Origin of the sequence: Citrobacter youngae (genome assembly GCF_003818115.1) — a bacterium.
GTDB lineage: Bacteria > Pseudomonadota > Gammaproteobacteria > Enterobacterales > Enterobacteriaceae > Citrobacter > Citrobacter youngae.
The window spans coordinates 36,329-59,789 of record NZ_RPOI01000024.1 but is presented as its reverse complement, the minus strand read 5'-3'; the positions used below and the strand labels follow the sequence as shown (position 1 = coordinate 59,789).

Below are 23,461 nucleotides of genomic sequence, written 5' to 3'. Positions count from 1 at the left end.
AATCGCGATGGAAAGCAAACGTCTGGATAATGCCGCGCTGGCGGCGGGGATCAGCCCCAATTACATTAACGCTCACGGCAAACCGCAGTCTATTGGCGCCGAAACCAAGCGGCGTTTGCTTGACGCCATGCATCGCACCACCGCTGCCACTCAGGTGGCGGTAACTCCGGTGCCGAATGTCATGGTTTATACCGCCGGTAAGAAAATGTCGCTGGCGGTTGAGGGAAGCGGAGAGTTTAGCTGGCTGCTGACCACTGAAGATGGCGTACAGCACAAAGGGCATGCCATCGGCGGCAAATCTTTTCACCTTCCGACGAAACTGTCGGAGGGCTATCACACGCTGACATTGACGCAGGGCGAGCTGCGCACCCACTGTCGTGTCATTGTGGCGCCAAAGCGCTGCTATGAACCGCAGGCGCTGCTGGAGGGGCAAAAACTGTGGGGCGCATGCGTTCAGCTCTACACCCTGCGTTCAGAGAAAAACTGGGGGATTGGCGACTTTGGCGATCTCCGCGCCATGCTGGTAGATGTGGCGCAACGCGGCGGCGCGTTTATCGGGCTTAATCCTATTCACGCGCTGTATCCGGCGAACCCGGAAAGCGCCAGCCCGTACAGCCCGTCATCACGTCGCTGGTTGAACGTCATATATATCGACGTCAACGCAGTGGAAGATTTTCATCTGAGCAAAGAGGCGCAAAGCTGGTGGCTGAAGCCCACAACTCAGCAAACCCTGCAACGTGCGCGCGATAGTGAGTGGGTTGATTATTCTGCTGTTACCGCACTGAAGATGACGGCGCTGCGCATGGCGTGGAAAAATTTCTCTGCACGTGACGATGAGCAGATGGCGGCATTTCGCCAGTTTGTGGCTCAGGAAGGAGTTAGCCTCTACTGGCAGGCAGCCTTTGATGCGCTGCATGCGCATCAGGTGAAAGAGGACGCATTGCGCTGGGGATGGCCGGTGTGGCCGGAAGCTTTCCAGTCAGTGGACTCGCCAGAGGTAAAACGCTTTTGCGAAGAACATCGTGACGATGTGGATTTCTACCTGTGGTTACAGTGGCTGGCGTATACCCAGTTTGCTGACTGCTGGAAAACCAGCCAGAGTTTTGCGATGCCGATTGGACTGTATCGCGACCTGGCGGTTGGTGTGGCAGAAGGTGGGTCAGAGACCTGGTGTGACCGTGAACTGTATTGTCTGAAAGCCTCAGTTGGCGCGCCGCCGGATATTCTTGGGCCGCTTGGGCAAAACTGGGGGCTGCCGCCGATGGATCCGCACATCATTACGGCACGCGCCTACGAACCGTTTATCGAACTGCTGCGCGCCAATATGCAGAACTGCGGCGCGCTGCGTATCGACCATGTTATGTCGATGCTGCGTCTGTGGTGGTTCCCCTACGGTGAAACTGCCGATCACGGCGCTTACGTGCACTATCCGGTCGACGATCTGCTTTCAATTCTGGCGCTGGAAAGTAAACGTCACCACTGCATGGTAATTGGTGAGGATCTGGGTACCGTTCCCGTGGAGATCGTCAGCAAGCTGCGCGACAGCGGCGTGTACTCCTACAAAGTGCTTTATTTCGAGAATGACCATGAGAAAAACTTCCGTGCGCCGAAAGCGTACCCGGAACAATCAATGGCAGTCGCGGCGACGCATGACCTTCCTACGCTTAAAGGTTATTGGGATAGCGGCGATTTGACGTTGGGTAAGGCGCTGGGCCTGTACCCGGATGAAGTCGTGCTGCGGGGGTTGTATCAGGATCGGGAGCTGGCGAAACAGGGGCTGTTGGACGCGCTGCACAAATACGGCTGCCTGCCAAAACGTGCTGGTCACAAGGCGTCACTGATGTCGATGACGCCGATTCTTAATCGCGGCATGCAACGCTACATCGCTGACAGCAACAGCGCGTTGCTGGGCCTGCAACCGGAAGACTGGCTGGATATGGCTGAACCGGTCAACATTCCGGGGACCAGCGACCAGTACAAAAACTGGCGGCGTAAGCTCACCGCCACGCTGGAGCAGATGTTTGCCGATGAGGGCGTGAACAAGCTGATTAAGGATTTGGATAAGCGGCGAAAAGCCGCGGCGAAGAAGAAGTAAAGAAATTAAGCCGGGTAGGCGCTAGCGCCACCCGGCTTTTTTACATCAGATTGCCATATTTAACAGCAGGCACCCTACCAGGCCGCATACTGAAATAATGGTTTCCAGCATTGACCATGACTTGATGGTTTCACCGATAGTCAGGTTGAAGTACTCCTTGAACAGCCAGAAGCCAGGATCGTTCACGTGGGAGAAAATGACAGAACCGGAACCGACTGCAATAACCATTAGCTCAGGGCTTACGCCGGTCGTTGCAATTAGTGGTGCCACAATCCCGCCAGCGGTGATTGCCGCAACGGTTGCTGAACCCAGTGCGATACGCAGGACCGCCGCAATAGACCATGCCATCAGCAGTGGAGACACGTTAGAGCCATGCATCATTGAAGCGATGTATTTGTCCACGCCGCTATCAACCAGGACCTGTTTGAAGGCACCGCCACCACCGATAATCAACAGCATCATCGCGATGATTTTGATTGAGGACACCAGCGTGTCGTTAATCTGATCCATCGAACGTCCACGGTTCAGACCAAACGTGAACATAGCAATCAGCACCGCGATAAGCGTTGCCATAACCGGGTCACCGAGGAATTCTGCAACAGTCAGGAAAGCATGTCCTTTCGGCAGGATCATCTCTGCCACGGCGCGCATCGCCATCAGGATCACCGGGACCAGAGAGGTCCAGACGCTGACGCCAAAGCCTGGCATCTCTTCTTCAGTGAAGGTTTTCGCGCTGTACAGACCTTCCGGGATCGGCTTATCGATACCTTTCAGGAAACGTGCGTAAACAGGACCGGCGAGAATAACGGTCGGGATTGCCAGAATCGTACCAAACAGCAGGGTTTTACCCATATCTGCATGGAAAATAGTGGCGATAGCAGTCGGACCCGGGTGCGGCGGCAGGAAGCCGTGCGTTACGGACAGCGCGGCAGCCATCGGCACGCCAACGTACAGCAGCGGGATATTGGCAGCAGCGGCAATGGTGAACACCAGCGGCAGCATCAGTACGAAACCAACTTCGTAGAACAGGGCAAAACCAACGGTGAAGCCGGTTAATACTACCGCCCACTGAATATGTTTTTTGCCGAATTTAGCAATCAGGGTGGTTGCGATGCGCTGTGCGCCGCCGCAGTCCGCCAGCATTTTGCCCAGCATGGCGCCAAAACCCATAATCAGGGCGAGGCTGCCAAGGGTTCCGCCGACACCGGCTTTAATCGAACCAATGACTTTATCCAGTGGCATCCCTTGCATCAATCCGACAGCAAGCGCCACCAGGACGAGAGCGATGAAACCGTTCATTTTGAAACGGATCATCAGGAGGAGTAACAAGATTACACCGATAGCAACGATGACTAATGGCATGATTTACCTGGCCTTTACTTTGTTATGGGTAACGTCAGTGTTTAGATGACAAATTCAGATTGTCCCGACCGGGAACAGCGTATTCACAGCACCAATGCTGATTGCCCGTAAAACTAATCAGTTTCGCTGGCTGTTATGTGCGTCTTGGGTGCTGATACGAATGATACGGGTAACATACTGCGCTTGAGAATCACCTGGACAGGCAAAATTTAAATTATGAGAGGCTGGTCAAATTATGAGGGGGATTGTTGCAGGGTACGTGCAGAGAAATGTAAGGGCGTAGGCCGGATAAAGCGTTTACGCTGCTATCCGGCATCAATGCCCGATGGCGACGCGGATGCGTCTTACCGGGCCTACAAGTCTGGTCGCTAGTAGTAAGAGTGCTCGCCACGCTGGTGTTCGGTTAAATCGCGAACGCCTTTCAGTTCCGGGAATTCAGCCAGCAGCTGCTTCTCGATACCTTCTTTCAGCGTCACATCGACCATTGAACAGCCGTTACAGCCGCCGCCAAACTGCAGAATGGCGTAGCCTTCATCGGTGATTTCCATCAGAGAGACGCGACCACCGTGGCCTGCCAGCTGCGGGTTGATCTGCGATTGCAGCATGTACTCCACGCGTTCCATCAGCGGTGCATCATCGGCAACTTTACGCATTTTGGCGTTTGGCGCTTTCAGGGTCAGCTGGGAGCCTAACTGGTCGGTAACGAAATCGATTTCTGCATCTTCCAGATACGGTGCGCTCAGTTCATCAACATATGCGGTCAGCAGGTCAAATTTAATGGCGGTGTCGGTTGCTTCCACGGCGTCCGGCGGACAATAAGAAACGCCGCATTCAGCGTTAGGCGTGCCGGGATTAATCACAAATACGCGGATTTGTGTCCCTTCTTCCTGATTTGCCAGCAGTTTGGCAAAGTGCGCTTGTGCAGCATCGGAAATATGGATCATAGTAATGGCCTAATAGTTGACTATTTTACTTGGTTATAATACGCCCATCATCGAGGCTCTACAAGGTTCGACACAGGCACCATACCTGGACAGTCGCCGCGCCGTTGCGTAAAAGCAGCTGCGCGATTTCCGCGACGGTACTTCCGGTAGTGACGACATCATCCACAATAACCATATGGAGTCCCTGCACCGGCAATTCAAGGCGAAAGGCGTTTTTCAGGTTACGTTTACGCAATCGGGCGCTGAGATGGTGCTGCGTGGCGGTTGCCCGAACCCGCGATATGGTCCGGCTGTCCCAGTCGCAGCCCAGCCAGCGCGCCAGTGGGCGACACAGTAATTCGCTCTGATTAAACCCCCTGCGCCAGTGCCGTCGCTGCCAGAGCGGGACGCTGACGAGCCTGTCCGGCAGAGGAAGAGCGCTGACGCGCCGGGCCTGTAGTACCTCCAGCAACAGCAAACGCGAAAGAGCGGAGGCTGTTTCGCTGCGTCGCGAAAACTTGAGCTGGTGGATAAGCCCGCTCAACGGCGGAACATAGTCGCTGACGGTGACCAGCCGCTGCCACGGCGGCGGTTTTTGTAGGCAACGACCACAGGGAAGCGAGGTGTAAATGGCCGGTAGCCCGCACTGTGGGCACAGGCTGTCATGCTGGCGTACTGCCCGTGTGCAGACAGAGCAAATTCCCCAATGCCCCAACCTCAGCGGCATTCGGCATAGCCAGCATAATCCTGGTACTGTTAGCATAGAGACATCCTTGTTAGCTAAAAGAGAACAGTAACTGATGAATGACATCTGGTGGCAGACCCAGGGTTCGGGAAATTGCCATCTTGTGCTGCTGCACGGATGGGGACTGAATGCAGAGGTGTGGCATTGCATAAGCGAGGAACTGAGCTCGCATTTCACGCTGCATCTTGTCGACTTACCGGGATTTGGCCGCAGCCAGGGTTTCGGCGCGATGTCGCTGGAAGAGATGGCTGAGCGAGTATTAAAACAGGCACCGGAGAAAGCCATTTGGCTCGGCTGGAGCCTGGGCGGGCTGGTTGCAAGCCAGGTGGCGTTAACCCATCCTGAGCGTGTTCAGGCGCTGGTGACCGTGGCCTCTTCCCCTTGCTTTAGCGCGCGCGAGGAGTGGCCAGGCATCAAGCCAGAAGTGCTGGCAGGCTTCCAGCAGCAGCTGAGCGAAGATTTCCAGCGTACAGTGGAGCGTTTTCTGGCGTTGCAAACGATGGGCACGGAAACCGCACGTCAGGATGCGCGAGCGCTGAAGAAAACGGTGTTGGCATTACCCATGCCGGACGTCGAGGTACTTAATGGCGGGCTGGAGATCCTGAAAACGGTCGATTTGCGTGAGCCGTTGTGCTCGGTGGAAATGCCTTTCCTGCGGTTGTACGGCTATCTTGACGGGCTGGTTCCGCGCAAAGTCGTCCCAATGCTCGATGCCCTCTGGCCGCAGAGCGAGTCTTTGGTGTTTGCTAAGGCGGCGCATGCGCCGTTTATCTCGCATCCGGCGGAGTTCTGCTCAGCGCTGGTGGCGTTAAAACAGCGGCTATAAATCCGCTGTTTTGCCCGGTAGAATCATGCTGCCGGGCTGGGGATTAATGGCTGCACGTAGCCAGATCCTCAGCAGTCAGGCCGGTGATTCTGCAGATAGTCAGCGGGTCTATGCCATCAACCTGCATGGTTGTTGCAATGCGCAGAGCTTCCTCACGTTTGCCTTGTTGCAAACCCTCTCGTAACCCCTCTTGTAATCCCTCTCGTAACCCTTTCCTGTGACCTTCCTGAAGACCATTAAGGTGCCCTTCCTGACGTAATCTTTCGGCAATAGTCATCAACTTTTCCTTGTGTTGAGGTAAACGTTCGGCGACCTGGTGAATAAATTCGCTAAAACGCGCGGTGTCCCCGGCCTGCATCAGGTAATTAAACAGGGCTTTCAACTGGTTGTCATTAGCGTGTCCTTTAACAAGCAGGATGGCGAGTTTTTCTACTAACCCCATCAAATCGCGTTTACGTATATGTTTTTGGATGAGCTCCAGCAGCGCCATCCGGCGGTGCTGCATAATCTCGTCATCGGGTACAACGGTGATATCGATCAGTGGAAACGCGGTGCTATAAAGTTGTCTGGCGGACTCCGGGTCATCAAACTCGTCCAGCCAACAAAGTGAATAGGGGTATGGGCTTGCTGAACCATGATAAAAAAGCATGGGTATCACCAGCGGGAGTTTCTTGTGGCCTGCAGCCAAATGACGATGCATTACCGCAATAGCATAACGCATTAGCCGAAATGCCATGTGAGCATCGGCGCTGCTTTGATGTTCAATAATGGTGTAAATGTAACCATCACCTTCGCGGGTAGCTGGCTGGAGGATAGATCTTTTTTGCTGAAATAATGAAATCTATGTGGAATCCATTACGCAAAAAAGCCGGATATCTGCATAAACGAATTATCCGGCCTGGACGTTTGCACCATTTGTAGGCCGGATAAGCGTAGCGCCATCCGGCAAAGAGCATCTGATTAGCGTAAAGCCCACCATTCGCGCAGGCAGGCTTTACCTTCCGGGCAACTTTTGCAGCTTCCGGAAAGACACCCATCGGCATCTTCCTGAATCCGCACCGCTTTGCCCATCTTTTCTAACTGATTCAGCATGGCGTCAATCATCGGCTGCGGGGTGTGCAGTGTGTGGCTAATTTGTGTCGCCTCCATGCGCCCCCGCAAAGCCAATAAATCACGAACCTGAATAAGTGATGCCATTGTCGATAACCTTAGTGGCAATCGCCAGTCGTGCTGGAGCAGCAGGAACTTGCCGTTCTGTTGGTCGCCAGCAGTGCGAGGTCCACACGGCTACGTGCTCGACGCAGCAGGCCCAGCAACACGATGTTAAACAGGATGACCGCTAAAATGCACACCAGGCTGTAGGTCGGGTGTTCTTTGTAGCTGACCGCCTGATAAAACAGCGTTGACAGTGAATAAGCGATATTCAGCCCCCACAAAACCGAGAAGCCCATCCAGCCACGGCTGGATTCACGTGCGATAGCGCCCATCACTGAAATGCACGGCACATACAGCAGAACAAAGATCAGGTAGCTGTACGCGGCGGCGGCGCTGCCAAATTTCTCACCCATCACGCCCATTGCGCCCGTCGCCATTTCTCCGTCGCCCTTGCTGGCTTCGATAGGGTTGGCCAGTACGCTCAGGCTGAAGGTGTCTTTCAGGCTTTGCCAGGTTTCATCCACCGCACCGAGCAGCTCGTCGCCAAGGTGGAAATCTGCCGGATTGAACTCTTCTTCCTGAATGTTTTCTGCGGTATAGAGCGTGTTCAGTGTACCAACTACCACTTCTTTCGCCATCGCGCCGGTGAACAAACCTACGGTTGCCTGCCAGTTATCTTCGTGAACGCCAATCGGTTTAAACACTGGAGTAATAACACGGCTAACGGAGGCCAGCGCAGAGTCGTTGATGTTGTCGACGATTTTTCCGCTCAGCGAGAAGCTGTTAAACGCGCTGAGGAAAATGCTGACGATGATGATGACTTTACCCGCACGCAGAACAAAGCCTTTCAGGCGCTGCCAGGTCTGAATGATCAGACTCTTGATGTGCGGCACGTGGTATACCGGCAGCTCCATCACGAACGGCGTTGCTTCACCACGCATGATGGTGTGTTTGAGCATCAGGCCGGTCAACACCGCCATCACGATACCCAGTACGTACAGCGAGAAGACCGCTAGTGCACCGTTCTGACCAAAGAACGCCGCGGCAAACACGGCGAAAATCGCCAGACGTGCGCCGCAGGACATAAACGGCGCCATCATGATGGTCATCAGACGCTCACGCGGGGCGTCCAGCGTACGTGCGCCCATCACGGACGGTACGTTACAGCCAAAGCCGACGATCAGCGGGACGAACGATTTGCCCGGCAGTCCCAGCGCCTGCATCAGACGGTCCATCACAAACGCGGCGCGCGCCATGTAGCCGGAGTCTTCAAGGAAGGAGAGGAACAGATACATCATGCCGATTTGCGGTACCAGCGGCAGCACGGTGTTAATCCCGCCGCCAAGGCCCTGGGCCAGGAAGATGGTTAGCCAGTCCGGGAAGTGCAGCGTGTAGCCAATCCACTGAATACCATGGATAAAGAGCGCTACGGAGCCGACGTCAAACAACGGTTGCAGCGCGCCGCCGATGTTAATGGCAAGCAGGAACATCAGGTACATCACGAACAGGAAAATCGGCAGTCCGAGGAAGCGGTTAAGGACGATTTTATCTACCGCGGTGGTGAAACGGCTCGGCTCTGCCGTCAGAGTATTGCTGACGGTATCGCAGATAGCGGCAATGCACTGATAGCGCGCATCGGCGATGTGCAGCGCCGGATCGTCCATAGTCTCGCTCAGGCGTGCGATGGAAGCATCGAGGTTTTGCGCGGCATCACCGGCGTAAGCGCGGCTGTAGATATCGCCTTCCAGCATCTGCAGACCCAGCCAGCGGCGCTGTTTCAGTGGCATGTCTTTGGCCATCGCGTCGGCGAGGGAATCCGCTTCCTGCAACAGCGGCTGGGCATAATGGACCAGCTCGACGGTGTCGTTTTCTTTGTAGCGGTCGATCGCCAGTTTCAGCGCTTCAATGCCGCGGGCGCGGGTGGAAACCAGCGGAACCACCGGGCAGCCAAGACGTGCTGAGAGGGCGTCGATATCGATACGGATTTGCTGCTTTTCTGCGATATCCAGCATATTCAACGCGACGATGCAGGGGATGCCCAACTCAAGCAGTTGCAACGTCAGGTAGAGGTTGCGTTCAAGGTTTGACGCATCGACCACGTTGATCAACAGATCTGCGTCGCCGCTCAAAATATAGTGACAGGCAATTTGCTCATCGAGAGAGGTCTGGGATGAGATTGTCGTCAGTGAATAGGTGCCAGGTAAATCCACCAGCGTGACCTGATGGTCCGTTGTGGCGAAATGACCTTCTTTACGCTCAACGGTAACGCCAGCCCAGTTACCTACACGCTGGCGCGCGCCGGTGAGCTGGTTGAATAAGGTTGTCTTGCCGGAATTAGGATTACCAATTAAACCAATGGTTAGTTTTTTCATTTTTATAGACTCACTGTATTAACAGGAAACCGCTTCCACTTCTAATAACGCCAGATCTTTCTTACGCAATACCAGGCTTACGCGACGCGTTTCGATATGGATAGGATCGCCGAGCGGGGCGACGCGTACCACGTTGAAGGAGGAGCCGGGCAGCATGCCAAGTGACAACAGTTTCTGACGATAAGCCGGGCTGATTTCACGGGCAAAGCCGGTAATTTTCCACGCACTGTCAGGAGTGAATTGCATAGGGACCTACTTATATCTCGCTAACTGGATGATTACCTCATGGGGCGACAGGGCGGCATGAGACCAGATGATTAGCCAACGTAAGGAAAGAGTAAATAATCAACAAAACAATGATAATGAGAATGGTTTCTATCATCAATAGAATAAATGTGACGGAATGTAGAATTGAACAATAATTTGAGCCAATTTTGATATTTCTCAACATTTATTCCGCTTTGGAATGAATGTTTCTGCAGTGTCATTATTGACTTTCTTAATGTTTAATTAAGGTTTTATTTGTTAATGAGGTGATAAATATAAGGGGCGGAGAGAAGATAATATATTAAATATGCCGGACAGGGTGTTTACACCGCCATCCGGCACATGATCCAAACTTAGCGTTTTTTACCCATTGCCGCCGCCAGCGCATCCATCATCGCGCTGTTGCCCGCAGGCTGGGCGTCACGACCACGCGGTTTCGCCGCTTTTGGCGCTGGGCGATTGCCCTGAGTGCGATCGTTATTCCCGCCGCCGCGACGCGCATTGGTTTCACCCGGCTGCTCGTCCAGGCGCATGGTCAGCGCGATACGCTTGCGTTGCAGGTCAACTTCCAGCACTTTCACCTTCACGATGTCGCCCGCTTTCACCACGGTGTGTGGATCGTCGACGAACTTATTCGACAATGAAGATATATGCACCAGTCCATCCTGATGAACGCCGATATCCACAAACGCGCCGAAGTTGGTGACGTTGGTGACCGCCCCTTCCAGAATCATCCCCGGCAGCAGGTCGTTCATGGTTTCTACACCATCGGCAAACTGTGCGGTTTTAAATTCAGGACGCGGGTCGCGGCCCGGTTTTTCCAGCTCTTTGATGATGTCGGTGACGGTCGGTACCCCGAAACGTTCATCGGTGAAATCGGCAGCTTTCAGATTGCGCAGTTCGTCGCTGTTGCCCATCAGGTCACGCAGCGATTGCTCGGTGGCGGCCAGAATGCGTTCCACGATCGGGTAGGCTTCCGGGTGAACGGTGGAGGCATCCAGTGGGTTATCGCCATGGTTGATGCGCAGGAAGCCCGCGCACTGTTCAAAGGCTTTTGGCCCCAGACGGCTGACTTTCAGCAGTTGCTGACGGTTCTGGAACTGACCGTTCTCATCGCGCCAGGCGACGATGTTTTGCGCCATCATGCGCGTCAGGCCGGCCACGCGGGTCAACAGCGGAACGGAGGCGGTATTGAGATCGACGCCGACGGCGTTTACGCAGTCTTCCACCACCGCATCCAGCTTACGCGCCAACTGCGTCTGGCTAACGTCGTGCTGATACTGGCCCACGCCGATCGATTTCGGATCGATTTTCACCAGCTCAGCCAGCGGGTCCTGCAGACGACGGGCGATAGACACCGCGCCACGCAATGAAACGTCGAGATCCGGGAATTCCTGCGCCGCCAGCTCGGAAGCAGAGTAAACCGATGCCCCGGCTTCGCTGACGATCACTTTCTGCGCGGTGACTTTCGGGAACTGTTTCTGCACGTCGAGGAAGAAACGTTCGGTTTCACGCGACGCCGTACCATTACCAATCGCCACCAGTTCAACGTTGTATTTTTCACACAGCGCCGCTACAGCAACGGCGGCTTTGGCGGCCTGACCGGTGTGTGGATAAATGGTGTCGGTCGCGACCAGCTTGCCGGTGCCGTCAACAACCGCCACCTTCACGCCGGTACGCAGACCGGGATCGAGGCCCATAGTGGCGCGCAGCCCCGCAGGCGCGGCCATCAGCAGATCGTGCAGGTTACGGGCGAAGACGTTAATCGCTTCATCTTCGGCACGTTCACGCACGGTGCCCATCAGCTCGGTTTCGAGGTGCATCAGCACCTTAATTCGCCATGTCCAGCTGACCACGCCTTTACGCCAACTGTCGGCAGGGGCGTTGTTCAGGCGCAGTCCCAGGTGGTTCTGGATAATCTGTTCGCCGTGGCTCTCTTTTGGCGGCTCATCGAATTGCGGATCGGCATTCAGAGAAAGCTGAAGCACGCCTTCGTTACGGCCACGGAACATGGCCAGCGCACGGTGAGACGGCACGGTAGAGATCGGTTCGTGGTGATCGAAGTAGTCGCGGAACTTCGCGCCTTCCTCTTCTTTACCGCTTACCACGGTGGAGACCAGGTGGGCGTTTTTCCACAGGTAATCACGCACTTTCGCCAGCAGGGCGGCGTCTTCTGCGAAGCGTTCCATCAGAATGTAGCGTGCGCCGTCGAGTGCGGCTTTGGTATCCGCCACGCCGTTGTCGGCGTTGAGGTATTTAGCGGCTTCCGTTTCCGGGTCGTGAGACGGCTCGTTCCACAGCAGGTCTGCCAGCGGCTCAAGGCCTGCTTCAATGGCGATCTGCCCACGGGTACGGCGCTTAGGTTTGTACGGCAGATAGAGATCTTCGAGTTCGGTCTTACTTAACGTGCCGTTGATCGCTTTCGCCAGGTCGTCGGTCAGTTTGCCTTGCTCGCCGATAGATTTCAGGATTGCCTGACGGCGGTCTTCCAGTTCACGCAGATATCCCAGACGGGTTTCCAGATTACGCAGTTGCGTATCGTCCAGACCGCCGGTGATTTCCTTACGATAACGTGCGATAAACGGCACGGTGTTCCCTTCGTCAAGCAAGCGAACGGCAGCTTCTACCTGTTCAGCACGAGCCTGAATTTCACCTGCGATAATGCGGCAGAAAGAATCATTCATCATGGATAGCTTCGTCTATAGGATAAAAAATCAGGGGATAGTTATACGGATTGACTGGAAAAAATGCCAGTCATCTACGGGGGCTTCGGATTGTTCCGGTCTCACTTAACGTATTCAATCTCATTCACGTACCAGCTGGCTTCCCCGCCAGGGGTGTTCACCACCGCGAGATCGCCGACCTCTTTTTTCAGCAGCGCCCGCGCCATCGGCGAATCGATAGAGATGTAATCTTTACGGCCGAAGATCTCATCGTAGCCAACAATACGGAATTTGCGGATGTCTCCATCGTCATTTTCAATCTCAACCCATGCGCCAAAGAAGACTTTGCCTTCCTGCTGTGGGGAGTAATCGACGATTTTCAGATTCTCCATACACTTGGTCAAATATCGGACGCGGCGGTCGATCTCACGCAGGCGCTTTTTATTATACTGGTAGTCAGCATTTTCGCTGCGGTCACCCAGACTTGCGGCCCAGGTAACCTTTTTGGTGACTTCCGGGCGCTCTTCACGCCAGAGATAATTCAGCTCTTGTTTGAGTTTTTCATACCCTTCACGGGTTATCAGGGGCGTTTTCATCTTATTGTTTTGCCTTCGACTCTGTGATGATGCGCACAATTAGTATTACATGAGCATATCAACAGAATAAATAATGTATTGCGAGAAACATTGTATACTTAAGCTGCTGTTTAATATGCTTTGTAACAATTTAGCCTGGAATTCATACCAGAATTCGCTGGTGACTCACGCTAGCTTTCTTAAGAATATACACTTAATTGTTGCGAACCTTTGGGAGTAATAACAATGCAAGAGAACTATAAGATTCTGGTGGTCGATGACGACATGCGCTTGCGTGCGCTTCTGGAACGTTATTTGACCGAGCAGGGCTTCCAGGTTCGAAGCGTCGCAAACGCTGAGCAGATGGATCGTCTGCTGACCCGTGAGTCTTTCCACCTGATGGTGCTCGATTTAATGCTGCCGGGAGAAGATGGCCTGTCTATTTGCCGTCGCCTGCGCAGCCAAAGCAACCCGATGCCGATCATTATGGTCACGGCGAAGGGCGAAGAAGTGGACCGTATCGTTGGACTGGAAATCGGCGCTGACGATTACATTCCGAAACCGTTTAACCCGCGTGAACTGCTGGCGCGTATCCGCGCTGTACTGCGTCGCCAGGCGAACGAACTGCCGGGCGCGCCTTCCCAGGAAGAAGCGGTCATTGCGTTTGGTAAGTTCAAACTGAACCTCGGTACGCGTGAAATGTTCCGCGAAGATGAGCCTATGCCGCTCACCAGCGGTGAATTTGCGGTGCTGAAAGCGTTGGTAAGCCACCCACGTGAACCGCTGTCCCGCGACAAGTTGATGAACCTGGCCCGTGGTCGTGAATATTCGGCGATGGAGCGGTCCATCGACGTCCAGATTTCCCGTCTGCGTCGTATGGTGGAAGAAGACCCGGCGCACCCTCGTTATATTCAGACCGTATGGGGTCTGGGCTACGTCTTTGTTCCGGACGGTTCTAAAGCATGAGGCGAATGCGCTTCTCGCCACGAAGTTCGTTTGCTCGCACGTTATTGCTTATCGTCACCTTGCTGTTTGCAAGCCTGGTGACGACCTACCTTGTGGTGCTGAACTTCGCGATTCTGCCGAGCCTCCAGCAGTTTAATAAGGTCCTGGCCTACGAAGTCCGTATGCTGATGACTGATAAACTGCAACTGGAGGACGGTACGCAACTGGTAGTACCACCTGCATTTCGTCGGGAAATTTACCGTGAGCTCGGTATTTCCCTCTATTCCAACGAGGCCGCTGAAGAAGCCGGTCTGCGTTGGGCGCAACACTATGAATTCTTAAGCCACCAGATGGCGCAGCAGCTGGGCGGCCCGACGGAAGTCCGCGTTGAGGTGAACAAGAGCTCGCCGGTCGTGTGGCTGAAAACCTGGCTGTCGCCCAACATCTGGGTACGCGTGCCGCTTACGGAAATCCATCAGGGTGATTTCTCACCGCTGTTCCGCTATACGCTGGCGATTATGCTGCTGGCTATCGGTGGCGCGTGGCTGTTTATCCGTATTCAGAACCGACCGTTGGTGGATCTTGAACATGCGGCGTTACAGGTGGGGAAAGGCATTATTCCACCGCCGCTGCGCGAGTATGGTGCCTCTGAGGTACGCTCTGTTACCCGAGCCTTCAACCATATGGCCGCCGGCGTAAAACAGCTGGCCGATGACCGTACGCTGTTAATGGCGGGCGTGAGCCATGATTTACGCACCCCGCTGACGCGTATCCGTCTGGCGACGGAAATGATGGGCGAAGAAGACGGATACCTCGCGGAGTCCATCAATAAGGACATTGAAGAGTGTAATGCCATTATCGAACAGTTCATCGATTATCTGCGGACGGGTCAGGAGATGCCGATGGAGATGGCCGATCTGAACTCGGTATTAGGTGAAGTGATCGCGGCAGAAAGTGGTTACGAGCGTGAAATTGATACTGCATTACGCCCAGGCGTCATTCAGGTGAAGATGCACCCACTGTCTATCAAGCGCGCGGTTGCTAATATGGTGGTTAACGCCGCTCGCTACGGTAATGGCTGGATTAAGGTCAGTAGCGGTATGGAAGCGCATCGCGCCTGGTTCCAGGTCGAAGATGACGGGCCGGGTATCAAACCGGAACAGCGTCAACACCTGTTCCAGCCGTTTGTGCGCGGTGACAGCGCGCGTAGCACCAGCGGCACGGGCCTGGGACTGGCGATTGTACAGCGTATTATTGATAACCATAACGGTATGCTGGAAATTGGGACCAGTGAGCGAGGCGGGCTGTCGATACGCGCCTGGCTTCCGGTTCCATTCACGCGCACGCAGGGGACAACGAAAGACGCGTAGAAAAAAGGGAGGCTAAATGCCTCCCTTTTTATTTCGCTAACCGACTGATATTGCTGCGCTTATCAGTTGCAGTAGGCCGGATAAGGCGAAGCCGCCATCCGGCACTTTTCGTTACAGCTTCGGTCCGGCGCTAACCAGCGCTTCGCCCGCAGGGGTGTCGGTGTACTTCTCGAAGTTCTCGATAAACAGTTTCGCCAGTGCGTTGGCTTTTTCTTGCCACTGCTCCGGGGATGCGTAGGTATTACGCGGATCGAGAATACGCGTATCCACACCCGGCAGCTCGGTTGGGATTGCCAGGTCAAACATCGGCAGACGGAACGTTTCCGCGTTATCCAGAGACCCGTTCAGGATGGCGTCGATAATCGCACGGGTATCTTTGATTGAGATACGCTTGCCGGTGCCGTTCCAGCCGGTATTCACCAGATAAGCCTGTGCACCAGCCGCCTGCATGCGTTTCACCAGTACTTCTGCGTACTGCGTTGGGTGCAGCGACAGGAATGCCGCGCCGAAACAGGCAGAGAAGGTTGGCGTAGGCTCAGTGACGCCACGCTCGGTGCCAGCCAGTTTGGCGGTAAAGCCAGACAGGAAGTGGTACTGGGTTTGGTCCGCCGTCAGGCGAGAAACCGGTGGCAGTACGCCAAATGCGTCGGCGGTCAGGAAGATGACTTTGGTTGCATGACCCGCTTTTGACACCGGCTTAACGATATTGTCGATGTGATAAATCGGGTAGGACACGCGGGTGTTCTCGGTTTTGGAACCATCATCGAAGTCGATAGAACCATCTTCGCGCACGGTGACGTTTTCCAGCAGGGCATCACGGCGGATTGCGTTGTAGATTTCCGGCTCAGCATCTTTAGACAGTTTGATGGTCTTCGCGTAGCAACCGCCTTCGAAGTTAAATACGCCGTCGTCATCCCAGCCGTGTTCGTCATCGCCAATCAGGCGGCGTTTCGGGTCGGTGGACAGCGTGGTTTTACCGGTACCGGACAGGCCAAAGAAGACCGCCACATCCCCTTTTTCACCGACGTTTGCCGAGCAGTGCATGGATGCAATACCTTTCAGCGGCAGCAGGTAGTTCATGACGGAGAACATACCTTTCTTCATCTCGCCGCCGTACCAGGTGCCGCCAATTAACTGAATGCGTTCAGTCAGGTTAAACGCCACGAAGTTTTCGGAGTTCAGACCTTGTTCTTTCCACTGCGGGTTAGTGCATTTTGCACCGTTCATCACGATGAAATCAGGTTTGAAATCAACCAGTTCTTCGTCGCTCGGGCGGATGAACATATTTTTGACAAAATGTGCCTGCCAGGCGACTTCGGTAATGAAGCGCACGGAAAGACGGGTATCCGCATTAGCACCGCAGAAAGCATCAATGATAAACAGACGTTTGCCGGAGAGTTGATGGGTGACTAACCCTTTCAAATGCTGCCAGGTTTCCTGGGAAAGCGGTTTGTTGTCGTTCTTACCTTTACCTTTGTCGGATCACCAGAGTGTATCTCGTGTGGTGTCGTCACGGACAATGTACTTATCCTTTGGCGAACGTCCGGTAAAGATACCGGTATCAACTGCAACGGCGCCCAGATTCGTTAACACGCCACGCTCATAACCTTCCAGGTTTGGATCAAGTTCTTCCTGATAAAGCGTGTCGTAGTCTGGATTGTAAACGATATCCTGAACGTCATTGATACCATAAGCCTTGAGATCTTGCGGGGTTAAACTGTTGTTCACACGCATTTCACTGCTCCTTAGCCAATATGTATTACCTGGAATAGTAAGGTTTTTTAGGGATTGCTAACCGCGACAAGGCTCATAGATTTACGCATCCGGTGATTCCACGAATAACCGAATACGCTGCGACTCCTGTCACAAAGAGGCGGATATTATGGCAGGAAACCCTTTTTTGTTGTGGAAAATGTTCTTAAAACGTTAATAGAGAGTGTTTTTGGCGGGAATCTTGTGAGTGTAATCGCATTCATGTAAGAAAAAAACGTAACTCAAACATAAACAATATCGATTCACCTCGCGCAGCTGGGCTCCGAAATGGACCGACAAATACTCATATTTGTGAAGTTGATGCGATAATTAGATTTTCTCTTCTTTCTGGAAAACGACATGGACAGTGTTGAGCTTTCACCAACGACCCGCTGGGGCATGATCTTTATCGGACTGCTACAAGGGTGTGTGTGCTACCTGCTGATGGCGTATCTTGCGCCGCAGAACAGTGACTGGCTGTTCTACGGGATGCCCGTAACGATTGCGCTCTCCTCTGCGCTTTTGCTGACTGTCGTCTCATTTAAGCAACGTGCTCTATGGTGCTGGATGGCGTTGATCTGTGTGGTTGTGCTGGCGATGAGTGTGTGGCTGAAATGGAGTGTGGCAGACAGTGACAGATGGCGGCAGGATGACATTTTTTTTGCCTACGGCTGGCGCTTACTGTTGATGGCGATGCTGGCTTTGCCGTGGATTCAATATCAACTTCATGCCCGTCGTGAACAGGCTCGCTATCCGCAGTTTTATACCTGCCTGTGGCTTAACTCGCTGACGCTGCTGATCGCTTTTGTGGCCAACGGCCTGTTCTGGCTGGTGCTCCTGCTGTGGAGTGAAATGTTTCAACTGGTCGGAATCACCTTCTTCAACACGCTTTTCTTTGAGACTGACTGGTTTGTTTATTTGGCTTTAGGTCTGATCACCGCACTGGCAGTAGTGCTGGCACGTACGCAGTCGCGTCTGGTTGCTGCGGTGCAAAAGTTGCTGACGTTCCTTGCCACAGGTTTACTCCCGCTGGTTGCACTGTTAGCGCTGATGTTTATGCTGACCCTGCCTTTTAGCGGACTGGACGCTATCTCACAGCGCGTGTCAGCGGCTGGCCTGATGTCCACGTTGACGCTGATCTTCCTGTTGCTGATGGCCATTGTGCGCGAGCCGCACAAAGAGGCGTTACCTTATCCTGGCGCATTACGTTACTTGATTAACGCTTCACTGGTTGTTGCTCCTCTCTATATGCTGATTGCCGGTTGGGCCATGTGGCTGAGAATTCATCAGTATGGCTGGACGCCTGAGCGTTTGTATGGCGCATTGGTGGTCTTTGTATTACTGGTGTGGTCCCTCGGCTATCTGGTCAGTATTTTGCGCGCTGGAGGCAACCCGCTCGATATTCAGGGAAAGGTCATTCTTGGCGTTTCGCTCCTGACATTGGGCCTGTTGATTCTGCTGACGTCGCCGGTCATTGATGTCTGGCGTATTAGCGTCAACAGCCATATGGGGCGCTACTACAGCGGGAAAATTACGGCTGACCAGGTCAGTCTGTATATGCTGGATCACAGCGGAAAACCCGGTCGCGCCGCACTGGAAGCATTGCAAAAAGACGATGTATTCAACAAAGACAGCAAGCGCAGGCGTGATTTAAATGCCATCCTGCGGGGGCATCGCGATCCGGTAAATGAGCTGACGGCAACGCAGTTAGCGCCGAAGGTGATGATTGCACCGGGAAGCAAGAAGCCCGATGACGCGTTTTGGTCGTTTTTAAAGGGGCAGCGCTACCGGATCGCCTCCTGTATTGAGCAGGATGCGTGTGTGTTGGTGGATCAGGATCTCAACGCGGATGGGCAGCCCGAGCAAGTATTGTATGCTTTTGGCGATGGGGAGAGCCTGGTCTTTGGCGTTAAGGAAAACAAATGGGTGTTGATCGCGACAGCCCGGCTACCGGAGGGATTCAATAAGGATCAACTGCTGCAGGCGCTGGCGAATCATCAACTGGATTCGGCTTCAAGAGTCTGGCGGGATATCACCATTAATGGCAAACGACTGCCGATGACTTATTACAATGAGTGAATCTGTTGCCGGATGGCGGCGCGAGCGCCTCATCCGGCCGACAAAAGTTTTACCGTAGGCCCGATAAGCGTTGCGCCACCGGGCAAAACGGGGATTAATGCACCTGTGGATCGGCAGGGGAGGCGTTGCTGCGGATCTCTGCAATATCCATGGCGTTAAACAGATAGTGGCTACCGCAATAATCGCAGTGCATATCGATTTCACCTTCTTCTGCCAGAATGCTGTCAACTTCTTCATCCGGCAGCGTTTTCAGAGCGCCCGCGCAGCGTTCGCGTGAACAGGTGCATTTGAACTCAACATCCTGAGGATCGTAGAGGGTGACTTCTTCTTCGTGGTACAAACGCCACAGAACTTCGTTGGCTGGCAGCGTCAGCAACTCTTCGGCTTTGATGGTTTCTGTCAGTGCGGCAAGGTGATCGAAATCATCTGCCTGTGCGTTTTGCGCTGGCATGACCTGCAACAGCATACCGCCAGCAGCAGGTTTACCGTCGACGTCGCCAGTGCGGATAAACAGACGCGTCGGCAGCTGTTCTGAACGCATGAAGTAATCTTCCAGGCAGGCCGCCAGCGTGTCACCTTCCAGACCGACCACGCCCTGATAGCGTTCGCCTTCTTCCGGTGTAATAGTGATCACCAGATAGCCGTTGCCAACCAGTGTTTTCAGATCGGCATCTTCAGGGATATCGCCTTGTATACGAGCCACGCCGCGCATCTGCTGGTTGTTGTTGCCGTTAATGACCGCCAGGCTCAACGGACCGTCGCCCTGCAGCTGTACGGTGATATCACCGTCAAACTTCAGCGTCGCGGTCAGCAGGCTGGTGGCAACCAGCAGCTCCGCCAGCACGGTTTTGACCGGCTGTGGGTAAGTATGATTTTCGAGGATCTGTTGCAGGGTTTGCGAAACGGTTACCAGTTCGCCGCGCACGGCAAAGTTTTCAAACAGATAACGATGTAATTGGTCATGTTGCGGCATAATCATCTCTCTTGCAGGTGACAGTCACTCGCTGTCGCCGTGTTTAAATCGTAACAGGTCGCGGCGCTCTTTTTTGTCCGGTCGCCTGTCCGGGTGCGGCATGGTTAACGCGTTAAGTTTACGCGCCAGCGCCATTTTTTCGCGTTTTTCCACGCTTTCCGCGGTTTCTTCATACAGCATAACGGCTTCAGTTGCCGGGCGACGCTGCTCGCTAATGGCTTTAATAATGACCGTTCGTTCGTCATTTCCCTGGCGCAGGGTGAGGGTGGCATTTAGCTCGACAATCTTACTCGGCTTGCTGCGCTGCCCGTTGTAATGCACCTTACCGCCTTCAACCATTTCGCGGGCGACTGCGCGCGTTTTATAAAAGCGTGCTGCCCACAGCCATTTATCCAGCCTGACTTCGACAGGGGGCTTCTCTTTCATGGCGTCTCCTTCACATCAGTGAGGGGATCAGTCGGCGGTAGTCATTCAGTGACGGATGGCGTGCGTACTGTTTTTCCGCTGTACCTGAGTCGGGATTGGTTACGCCGAGGCAGTAACGAATGCCGAATTGAGCAGCGGCGTCGAGAATTGGTTCGCTGTCGTCAATAAACAACGTCTTCTCTGCACTCATTCCCGTTTCTTCAGCGACAGCGTGCCATAACCGCTGATCCTCTTTGGGATAACCAAATGTGTGGGTGGAAAGTAATAAATCAAGGTGTGAGGCCAGACCGGTATGCTGAAGCTTCACCGCCAGGTTATGCGGATGCGCATTGGTGAGCAAAATACGACGTTTGCCGCTCGCTTTTAGGGCATCAAGGAACGGTACCGTATCTTCACGCAGTACGGCGCGTGGTCCCTGTGCGGTTGTCATGGCGCATATATCCAGACCCAGGCGTTCGCTCCAGTAATCCAGGCAGTACCAGTTTAGCGTATGCTGTACGGCATGATACTGCTGACGAATAAATTCCTGGGCTTCCTGGGGAGAGATACCCTGCTGCGCGCCGTAGGTTTCCGGCACCAGTTTTTGCCAGAAATAGTTATCGAATGCCAGATCGAGCAGCGTACCGTCCATATCCAGCAGAACGGTGTCGACGTCCTGCCAGGCAATATCTATGTGCATGGAAACTCCCCAGAGGAAAATAAGATGCGCGACAGGGTAGCATATTCCGTCGCGCGGGCGTGTTATCGAATCAGGCTTTCTGGGTCTTCAAGCAGCGTTGGATTCAGGCAACTCTCGTAATATTCCTGAATTTCCGCGATGCGCGAACGATGACGCTGGTAGCGTCTGAATGCCTGAACGCTGTTGTAGATAGCGCATCCCAGCATGGAGAGCATCAGCAGCGTGGTGCCAAGGTAACGCCATAAACCTGAACGATCCGGGATCCGGTGCAGGCCAATGTGCTGGGTACCGTTGGCGTCGGTCGAGATGTTGGTGACAATCCCTTCAGCGCGAAATGGCGTTTGCATCAACATCTGGGCAAGGCGCTGGAAAGCGTTCCATTGCTCTTGTGGCGGATAGTCGTACAACGAGGTCGCCGGCCAGGGCTGATCAACCAGGTCGCTGCCTTCGTCACTGATAATCAGGAAACCACCGGGGGCAGGGCTATTCAGTGCCTGAGCCGCCCGGGCGGTCTCGCGTGAAATGAACGGTGCCGTAGAGGTATTCACCAGGTTATCCAGTGATTCGGCGCTTACCGGGCGCAACAGCACATTCACACCATCCAGTTTCCCGGCGTTTGCTCGCTTAACCAGAGCGTTCCAGTCCTTACTGTTACCCAGGTTAACCAGGGCATTTTTCAGGCGTACGCATTCATCTTCGGCGGCACACAAATCGGCGGTTTTCAGGACAATATCGCCAAAATCATCCAGCAATACCATGCCGGACTTCTGAATGGCTGAGCGTAATGATGAGCTGACGCGAGAGTCATCGTCGGGTTTGGGATGCAGTTGGCGGCTAACGCTTTGGGTCAGTGCGGTCGCCTTATTGACCAGGTCGGACTCAGGCAGCGGCAGGGCGCGCGCGTCATTCCAGATAATCTGCGAACAATCAAATGGCATAAAAGGTGTCGCGGGTTGTGCGTTCCAGCTCCCCTGAGTGTGGATGTTACACATCCCTGTGCCACTCAGATGCAGCGTGTCGCCCACGCGAACGCCTGCCTTTTCCAGTTGCTTTACGCTGGTGGCCTCAACTGTTTGCGCCCCTTTCATCCAGGAAAGCGTAAGTTTAATTGGCATATCCAACGGGACCCAAAACAGCAGCATTAGCAATACCAGCAACGAACCGCCGGCAACGACGGCGCTGCGTAGCCAGTGTTGCAACGGGAAGTTTTTCACCTCGTCATGCAAAGATAAAAAACGCCCCTGGCGGACAACATGGCGATCCAGATAGATATCAATATCCGTTTGCTGGCCAAGGTCCTGTGCAATGTAAGGTTGCCAGTGTGGTGGATAAATCAGGTCAATAATACCCAGGGAGATATTATTAATTTGCTCCTGATCGTTTTCACCAAACAGCCCCCAGCGACGTGGAGTGCCACGCAGACAGTGGATTTCTCGTAGAGCCGTTTTAGACGGTGGTGCAAACAGGCCCCACAGACCCGCAGCCAGCAGCAACACCGCGCCACCGGCGGTCCACGGTACGAACGTGTCTGGCATGATTAAACAGAAAAAGAACAGCAGGAATGAGGCAGCAATCAGTAACGCTTCGCGCAATCCCGACGGGCGGCTGAGAGCATATTCTTCATGCGTTTCCTGACGAATATTCAGCAGTTCAATCTGCTCGCTTTCTTCACCACGAATAGATGCCTGAGTAGACGCGGTGTGCTGTAGGGCGTAGCCGCGCGCTTCCTGCATATACTCTTTCAACGTATGACCGTTCAACGAGATAACCAGCGGCAGCGTATTGGTGTGGATCAGCTCAACGCTGTTTTCGTCATTGATGTATTGTTCCCAGAAGGGAGGCAAATGCACTTCGACGGAGTCGAGATAATAGCGCCATTTATTCGGATCGTCGGTGGTGATGCCATAGCGCGTAATTGAATGCGTCAGTACGATGACGCTATTACTTTGGGCATTCAGGGTTAACGATACCGGTGCCGAACTGGCACCTGTTGGGCCAGGTACCTGCTGAATTTGACTGAGGTTTTCGAGATAGTTTTCGACCGCGCCACGTTCTTCGGGTGTTAGTTTACGCTTAGAGGCGTCAGAGAAGACGTTGCTCAACGGTAATTTTTGTTGTCTGAATTTTGATCTGAATCGCCACCCTGCAAGCAATGAGCAGGCCAGCAAAGCAGCTAAAAAAATCAGAATGGTGCTCATGCTTTCCCCATCTTACTTAGTCTGTCAGGCGTGGTCAGTCGCACCCTGTTCAATAT

17 protein-coding genes and 2 pseudogenes are annotated in these 23,461 nt (G+C 53.9%); 5 read left to right on the top strand and 14 right to left on the bottom strand.

Annotated features, from left to right (window positions below):
* The first annotated feature begins 7 nt into the window (after positions 1–7).
* Positions 8–2,095 (top strand): 4-alpha-glucanotransferase, encoded by a 2,088-nt coding sequence (gene malQ, locus EHN13_RS19910; RefSeq protein WP_124021958.1) that lies wholly within the window; start codon positions 8–10, stop codon positions 2,093–2,095.
* 45 nt (positions 2,096–2,140) lie between these two features.
* Here malQ and gntT read toward each other — a convergent pair whose 3' ends face one another.
* The 3 genes from gntT to gntX all read right to left on the bottom strand — a co-directional run bounded on the left by gntT (position 2,141) and on the right by gntX (position 5,143).
* Positions 2,141–3,457, bottom strand: coding sequence for a gluconate transporter (gene gntT, locus EHN13_RS19905; protein ID WP_032950402.1), 1,317 nt, complete (start codon positions 3,455–3,457; stop codon positions 2,141–2,143).
* Positions 3,458–3,825: 368 nt separating this feature from the next.
* A complete protein-coding gene (gene nfuA, locus EHN13_RS19900; protein ID WP_003023509.1) occupies positions 3,826–4,401 on the bottom strand; it encodes a Fe-S biogenesis protein NfuA in 576 nt (191 codons plus the stop codon).
* A 58-nt stretch (positions 4,402–4,459) separates the two neighbouring features.
* Complete coding sequence (gene gntX, locus EHN13_RS19895; protein ID WP_124021957.1) at positions 4,460–5,143, bottom strand: DNA utilization protein GntX; 684 nt, start codon at positions 5,141–5,143, stop codon at positions 4,460–4,462.
* 37 nt (positions 5,144–5,180) lie between these two features.
* Here gntX and bioH point away from each other — a divergent pair, with 37 nt between their 5' ends.
* Positions 5,181–5,951, top strand: a complete 771-nt coding sequence (gene bioH / locus EHN13_RS19890; protein WP_101742599.1) for a pimeloyl-ACP methyl ester esterase BioH — start codon at positions 5,181–5,183, stop codon at positions 5,949–5,951.
* Positions 5,952–5,994: 43 nt separating this feature from the next.
* On the opposite strand, the pseudogene EHN13_RS19885 reads toward bioH, so the two are convergent.
* From EHN13_RS19885 to greB, 6 genes and pseudogenes are all read right to left on the bottom strand, one after another.
* A pseudogene (locus EHN13_RS19885) lies at positions 5,995–6,750 on the bottom strand (Rpn family recombination-promoting nuclease/putative transposase); the annotation flags it as partial.
* A gap of 161 nt (positions 6,751–6,911) precedes the next feature.
* Positions 6,912–7,148, bottom strand: a complete 237-nt coding sequence (feoC, locus tag EHN13_RS19880) for a [Fe-S]-dependent transcriptional repressor FeoC (RefSeq protein ID WP_003023516.1) — start codon at positions 7,146–7,148, stop codon at positions 6,912–6,914.
* A gap of 11 nt (positions 7,149–7,159) precedes the next feature.
* Positions 7,160–9,478 carry a Fe(2+) transporter permease subunit FeoB gene (gene feoB, locus EHN13_RS19875; RefSeq protein WP_048213558.1) on the bottom strand — a complete coding sequence of 773 codons (2,319 nt, stop codon included), beginning with the start codon at positions 9,476–9,478 and terminating at the stop codon, positions 7,160–7,162.
* An 18-nt stretch (positions 9,479–9,496) separates the two neighbouring features.
* Positions 9,497–9,724: a ferrous iron transporter A gene (feoA, locus tag EHN13_RS19870; protein WP_003023519.1), complete on the bottom strand. Its 228-nt coding sequence runs from the start codon at positions 9,722–9,724 to the stop codon at positions 9,497–9,499.
* Between the two features lie 374 nt (positions 9,725–10,098).
* Positions 10,099–12,432, bottom strand: a complete 2,334-nt coding sequence (locus tag EHN13_RS19865) for a Tex family protein (protein WP_124021956.1) — start codon at positions 12,430–12,432, stop codon at positions 10,099–10,101.
* A gap of 98 nt (positions 12,433–12,530) precedes the next feature.
* Positions 12,531–13,004, bottom strand: a complete 474-nt coding sequence (gene greB / locus EHN13_RS19860) for a transcription elongation factor GreB (RefSeq protein WP_003023524.1) — start codon at positions 13,002–13,004, stop codon at positions 12,531–12,533.
* Positions 13,005–13,229: 225 nt separating this feature from the next.
* Between greB and ompR the strand changes: the two genes are divergently transcribed.
* Both ompR and envZ read left to right on the top strand, forming a co-directional pair.
* Entirely contained in the window at positions 13,230–13,949 is a 720-nt protein-coding gene (gene ompR / locus EHN13_RS19855) for an osmolarity response regulator transcription factor OmpR (protein ID WP_001157751.1), read from the top strand.
* A complete protein-coding gene (envZ, locus tag EHN13_RS19850) occupies positions 13,946–15,298 on the top strand; it encodes a two-component system sensor histidine kinase EnvZ (RefSeq protein ID WP_048213556.1) in 1,353 nt (450 codons plus the stop codon). Before ompR ends, envZ begins: the two co-directional genes overlap by 4 nt.
* Positions 15,299–15,409: 111 nt before the next feature.
* On the opposite strand, the pseudogene pckA reads toward envZ, so the two are convergent.
* Positions 15,410–17,032, bottom strand: a pseudogene (gene pckA, locus EHN13_RS19845) (phosphoenolpyruvate carboxykinase (ATP)).
* 378 nt (positions 17,033–17,410) lie between these two features.
* On the opposite strand from pckA, the gene EHN13_RS19840 reads away from it, so the two are divergent.
* The gene (locus tag EHN13_RS19840) at positions 17,411–19,129 is read left to right on the top strand and encodes a DUF4153 domain-containing protein (protein WP_124021955.1); all 1,719 of its coding nucleotides are present in this window, start codon (positions 17,411–17,413) and stop codon (positions 19,127–19,129) included.
* Positions 19,130–19,223: 94 nt separating this feature from the next.
* Here the strand turns inward: EHN13_RS19840 and hslO are convergent, their stop codons facing one another.
* From hslO to igaA, 4 genes are all read right to left on the bottom strand, one after another.
* On the bottom strand, positions 19,224–20,102 hold the full coding sequence (gene hslO, locus EHN13_RS19835) for an Hsp33 family molecular chaperone HslO (protein WP_061068864.1): 879 nt from the start codon (positions 20,100–20,102) through the stop codon (positions 19,224–19,226).
* A 24-nt stretch (positions 20,103–20,126) separates the two neighbouring features.
* On the bottom strand, positions 20,127–20,528 hold the full coding sequence (gene hslR, locus EHN13_RS19830) for a ribosome-associated heat shock protein Hsp15 (RefSeq protein WP_048213553.1): 402 nt from the start codon (positions 20,526–20,528) through the stop codon (positions 20,127–20,129).
* Between the two features lie 10 nt (positions 20,529–20,538).
* Complete coding sequence (yrfG, locus tag EHN13_RS19825; RefSeq protein ID WP_048213552.1) at positions 20,539–21,207, bottom strand: GMP/IMP nucleotidase; 669 nt, start codon at positions 21,205–21,207, stop codon at positions 20,539–20,541.
* A 62-nt stretch (positions 21,208–21,269) separates the two neighbouring features.
* Positions 21,270–23,405: an intracellular growth attenuator protein IgaA gene (gene igaA, locus EHN13_RS19820; protein WP_124021954.1), complete on the bottom strand. Its 2,136-nt coding sequence runs from the start codon at positions 23,403–23,405 to the stop codon at positions 21,270–21,272.
* Positions 23,406–23,461 lie beyond the last annotated feature (56 nt).

Excerpts from the sequence above, each read along its gene's own strand:
- malQ (WP_124021958.1), top strand. The coding sequence starts at position 8 with ATGGAAAGCAAACGTCTGGATAATGCCGCGCTGGCGGCGGGGATCAGC.
- gntT (WP_032950402.1), bottom strand. The coding sequence starts at position 3,457 with ATGCCATTAGTCATCGTTGCTATCGGTGTAATCTTGTTACTCCTCCTG.
- nfuA (WP_003023509.1), bottom strand. The coding sequence starts at position 4,401 with ATGATCCATATTTCCGATGCTGCACAAGCGCACTTTGCCAAACTGCTG.
- gntX (WP_124021957.1), bottom strand. The coding sequence starts at position 5,143 with ATGCTAACAGTACCAGGATTATGCTGGCTATGCCGAATGCCGCTGAGG.
- bioH (WP_101742599.1), top strand. The coding sequence starts at position 5,181 with ATGAATGACATCTGGTGGCAGACCCAGGGTTCGGGAAATTGCCATCTT.
- feoC (WP_003023516.1), bottom strand. The coding sequence starts at position 7,148 with ATGGCATCACTTATTCAGGTTCGTGATTTATTGGCTTTGCGGGGGCGC.
- feoB (WP_048213558.1), bottom strand. The coding sequence starts at position 9,478 with ATGAAAAAACTAACCATTGGTTTAATTGGTAATCCTAATTCCGGCAAG.
- feoA (WP_003023519.1), bottom strand. The coding sequence starts at position 9,724 with ATGCAATTCACTCCTGACAGTGCGTGGAAAATTACCGGCTTTGCCCGT.
- EHN13_RS19865 (WP_124021956.1), bottom strand. The coding sequence starts at position 12,432 with ATGATGAATGATTCTTTCTGCCGCATTATCGCAGGTGAAATTCAGGCT.
- greB (WP_003023524.1), bottom strand. The coding sequence starts at position 13,004 with ATGAAAACGCCCCTGATAACCCGTGAAGGGTATGAAAAACTCAAACAA.
- ompR (WP_001157751.1), top strand. The coding sequence starts at position 13,230 with ATGCAAGAGAACTATAAGATTCTGGTGGTCGATGACGACATGCGCTTG.
- envZ (WP_048213556.1), top strand. The coding sequence starts at position 13,946 with ATGAGGCGAATGCGCTTCTCGCCACGAAGTTCGTTTGCTCGCACGTTA.
- EHN13_RS19840 (WP_124021955.1), top strand. The coding sequence starts at position 17,411 with ATGGACAGTGTTGAGCTTTCACCAACGACCCGCTGGGGCATGATCTTT.
- hslO (WP_061068864.1), bottom strand. The coding sequence starts at position 20,102 with ATGCCGCAACATGACCAATTACATCGTTATCTGTTTGAAAACTTTGCC.
- hslR (WP_048213553.1), bottom strand. The coding sequence starts at position 20,528 with ATGAAAGAGAAGCCCCCTGTCGAAGTCAGGCTGGATAAATGGCTGTGG.
- yrfG (WP_048213552.1), bottom strand. The coding sequence starts at position 21,207 with ATGCACATAGATATTGCCTGGCAGGACGTCGACACCGTTCTGCTGGAT.
- igaA (WP_124021954.1), bottom strand. The coding sequence starts at position 23,405 with ATGAGCACCATTCTGATTTTTTTAGCTGCTTTGCTGGCCTGCTCATTG.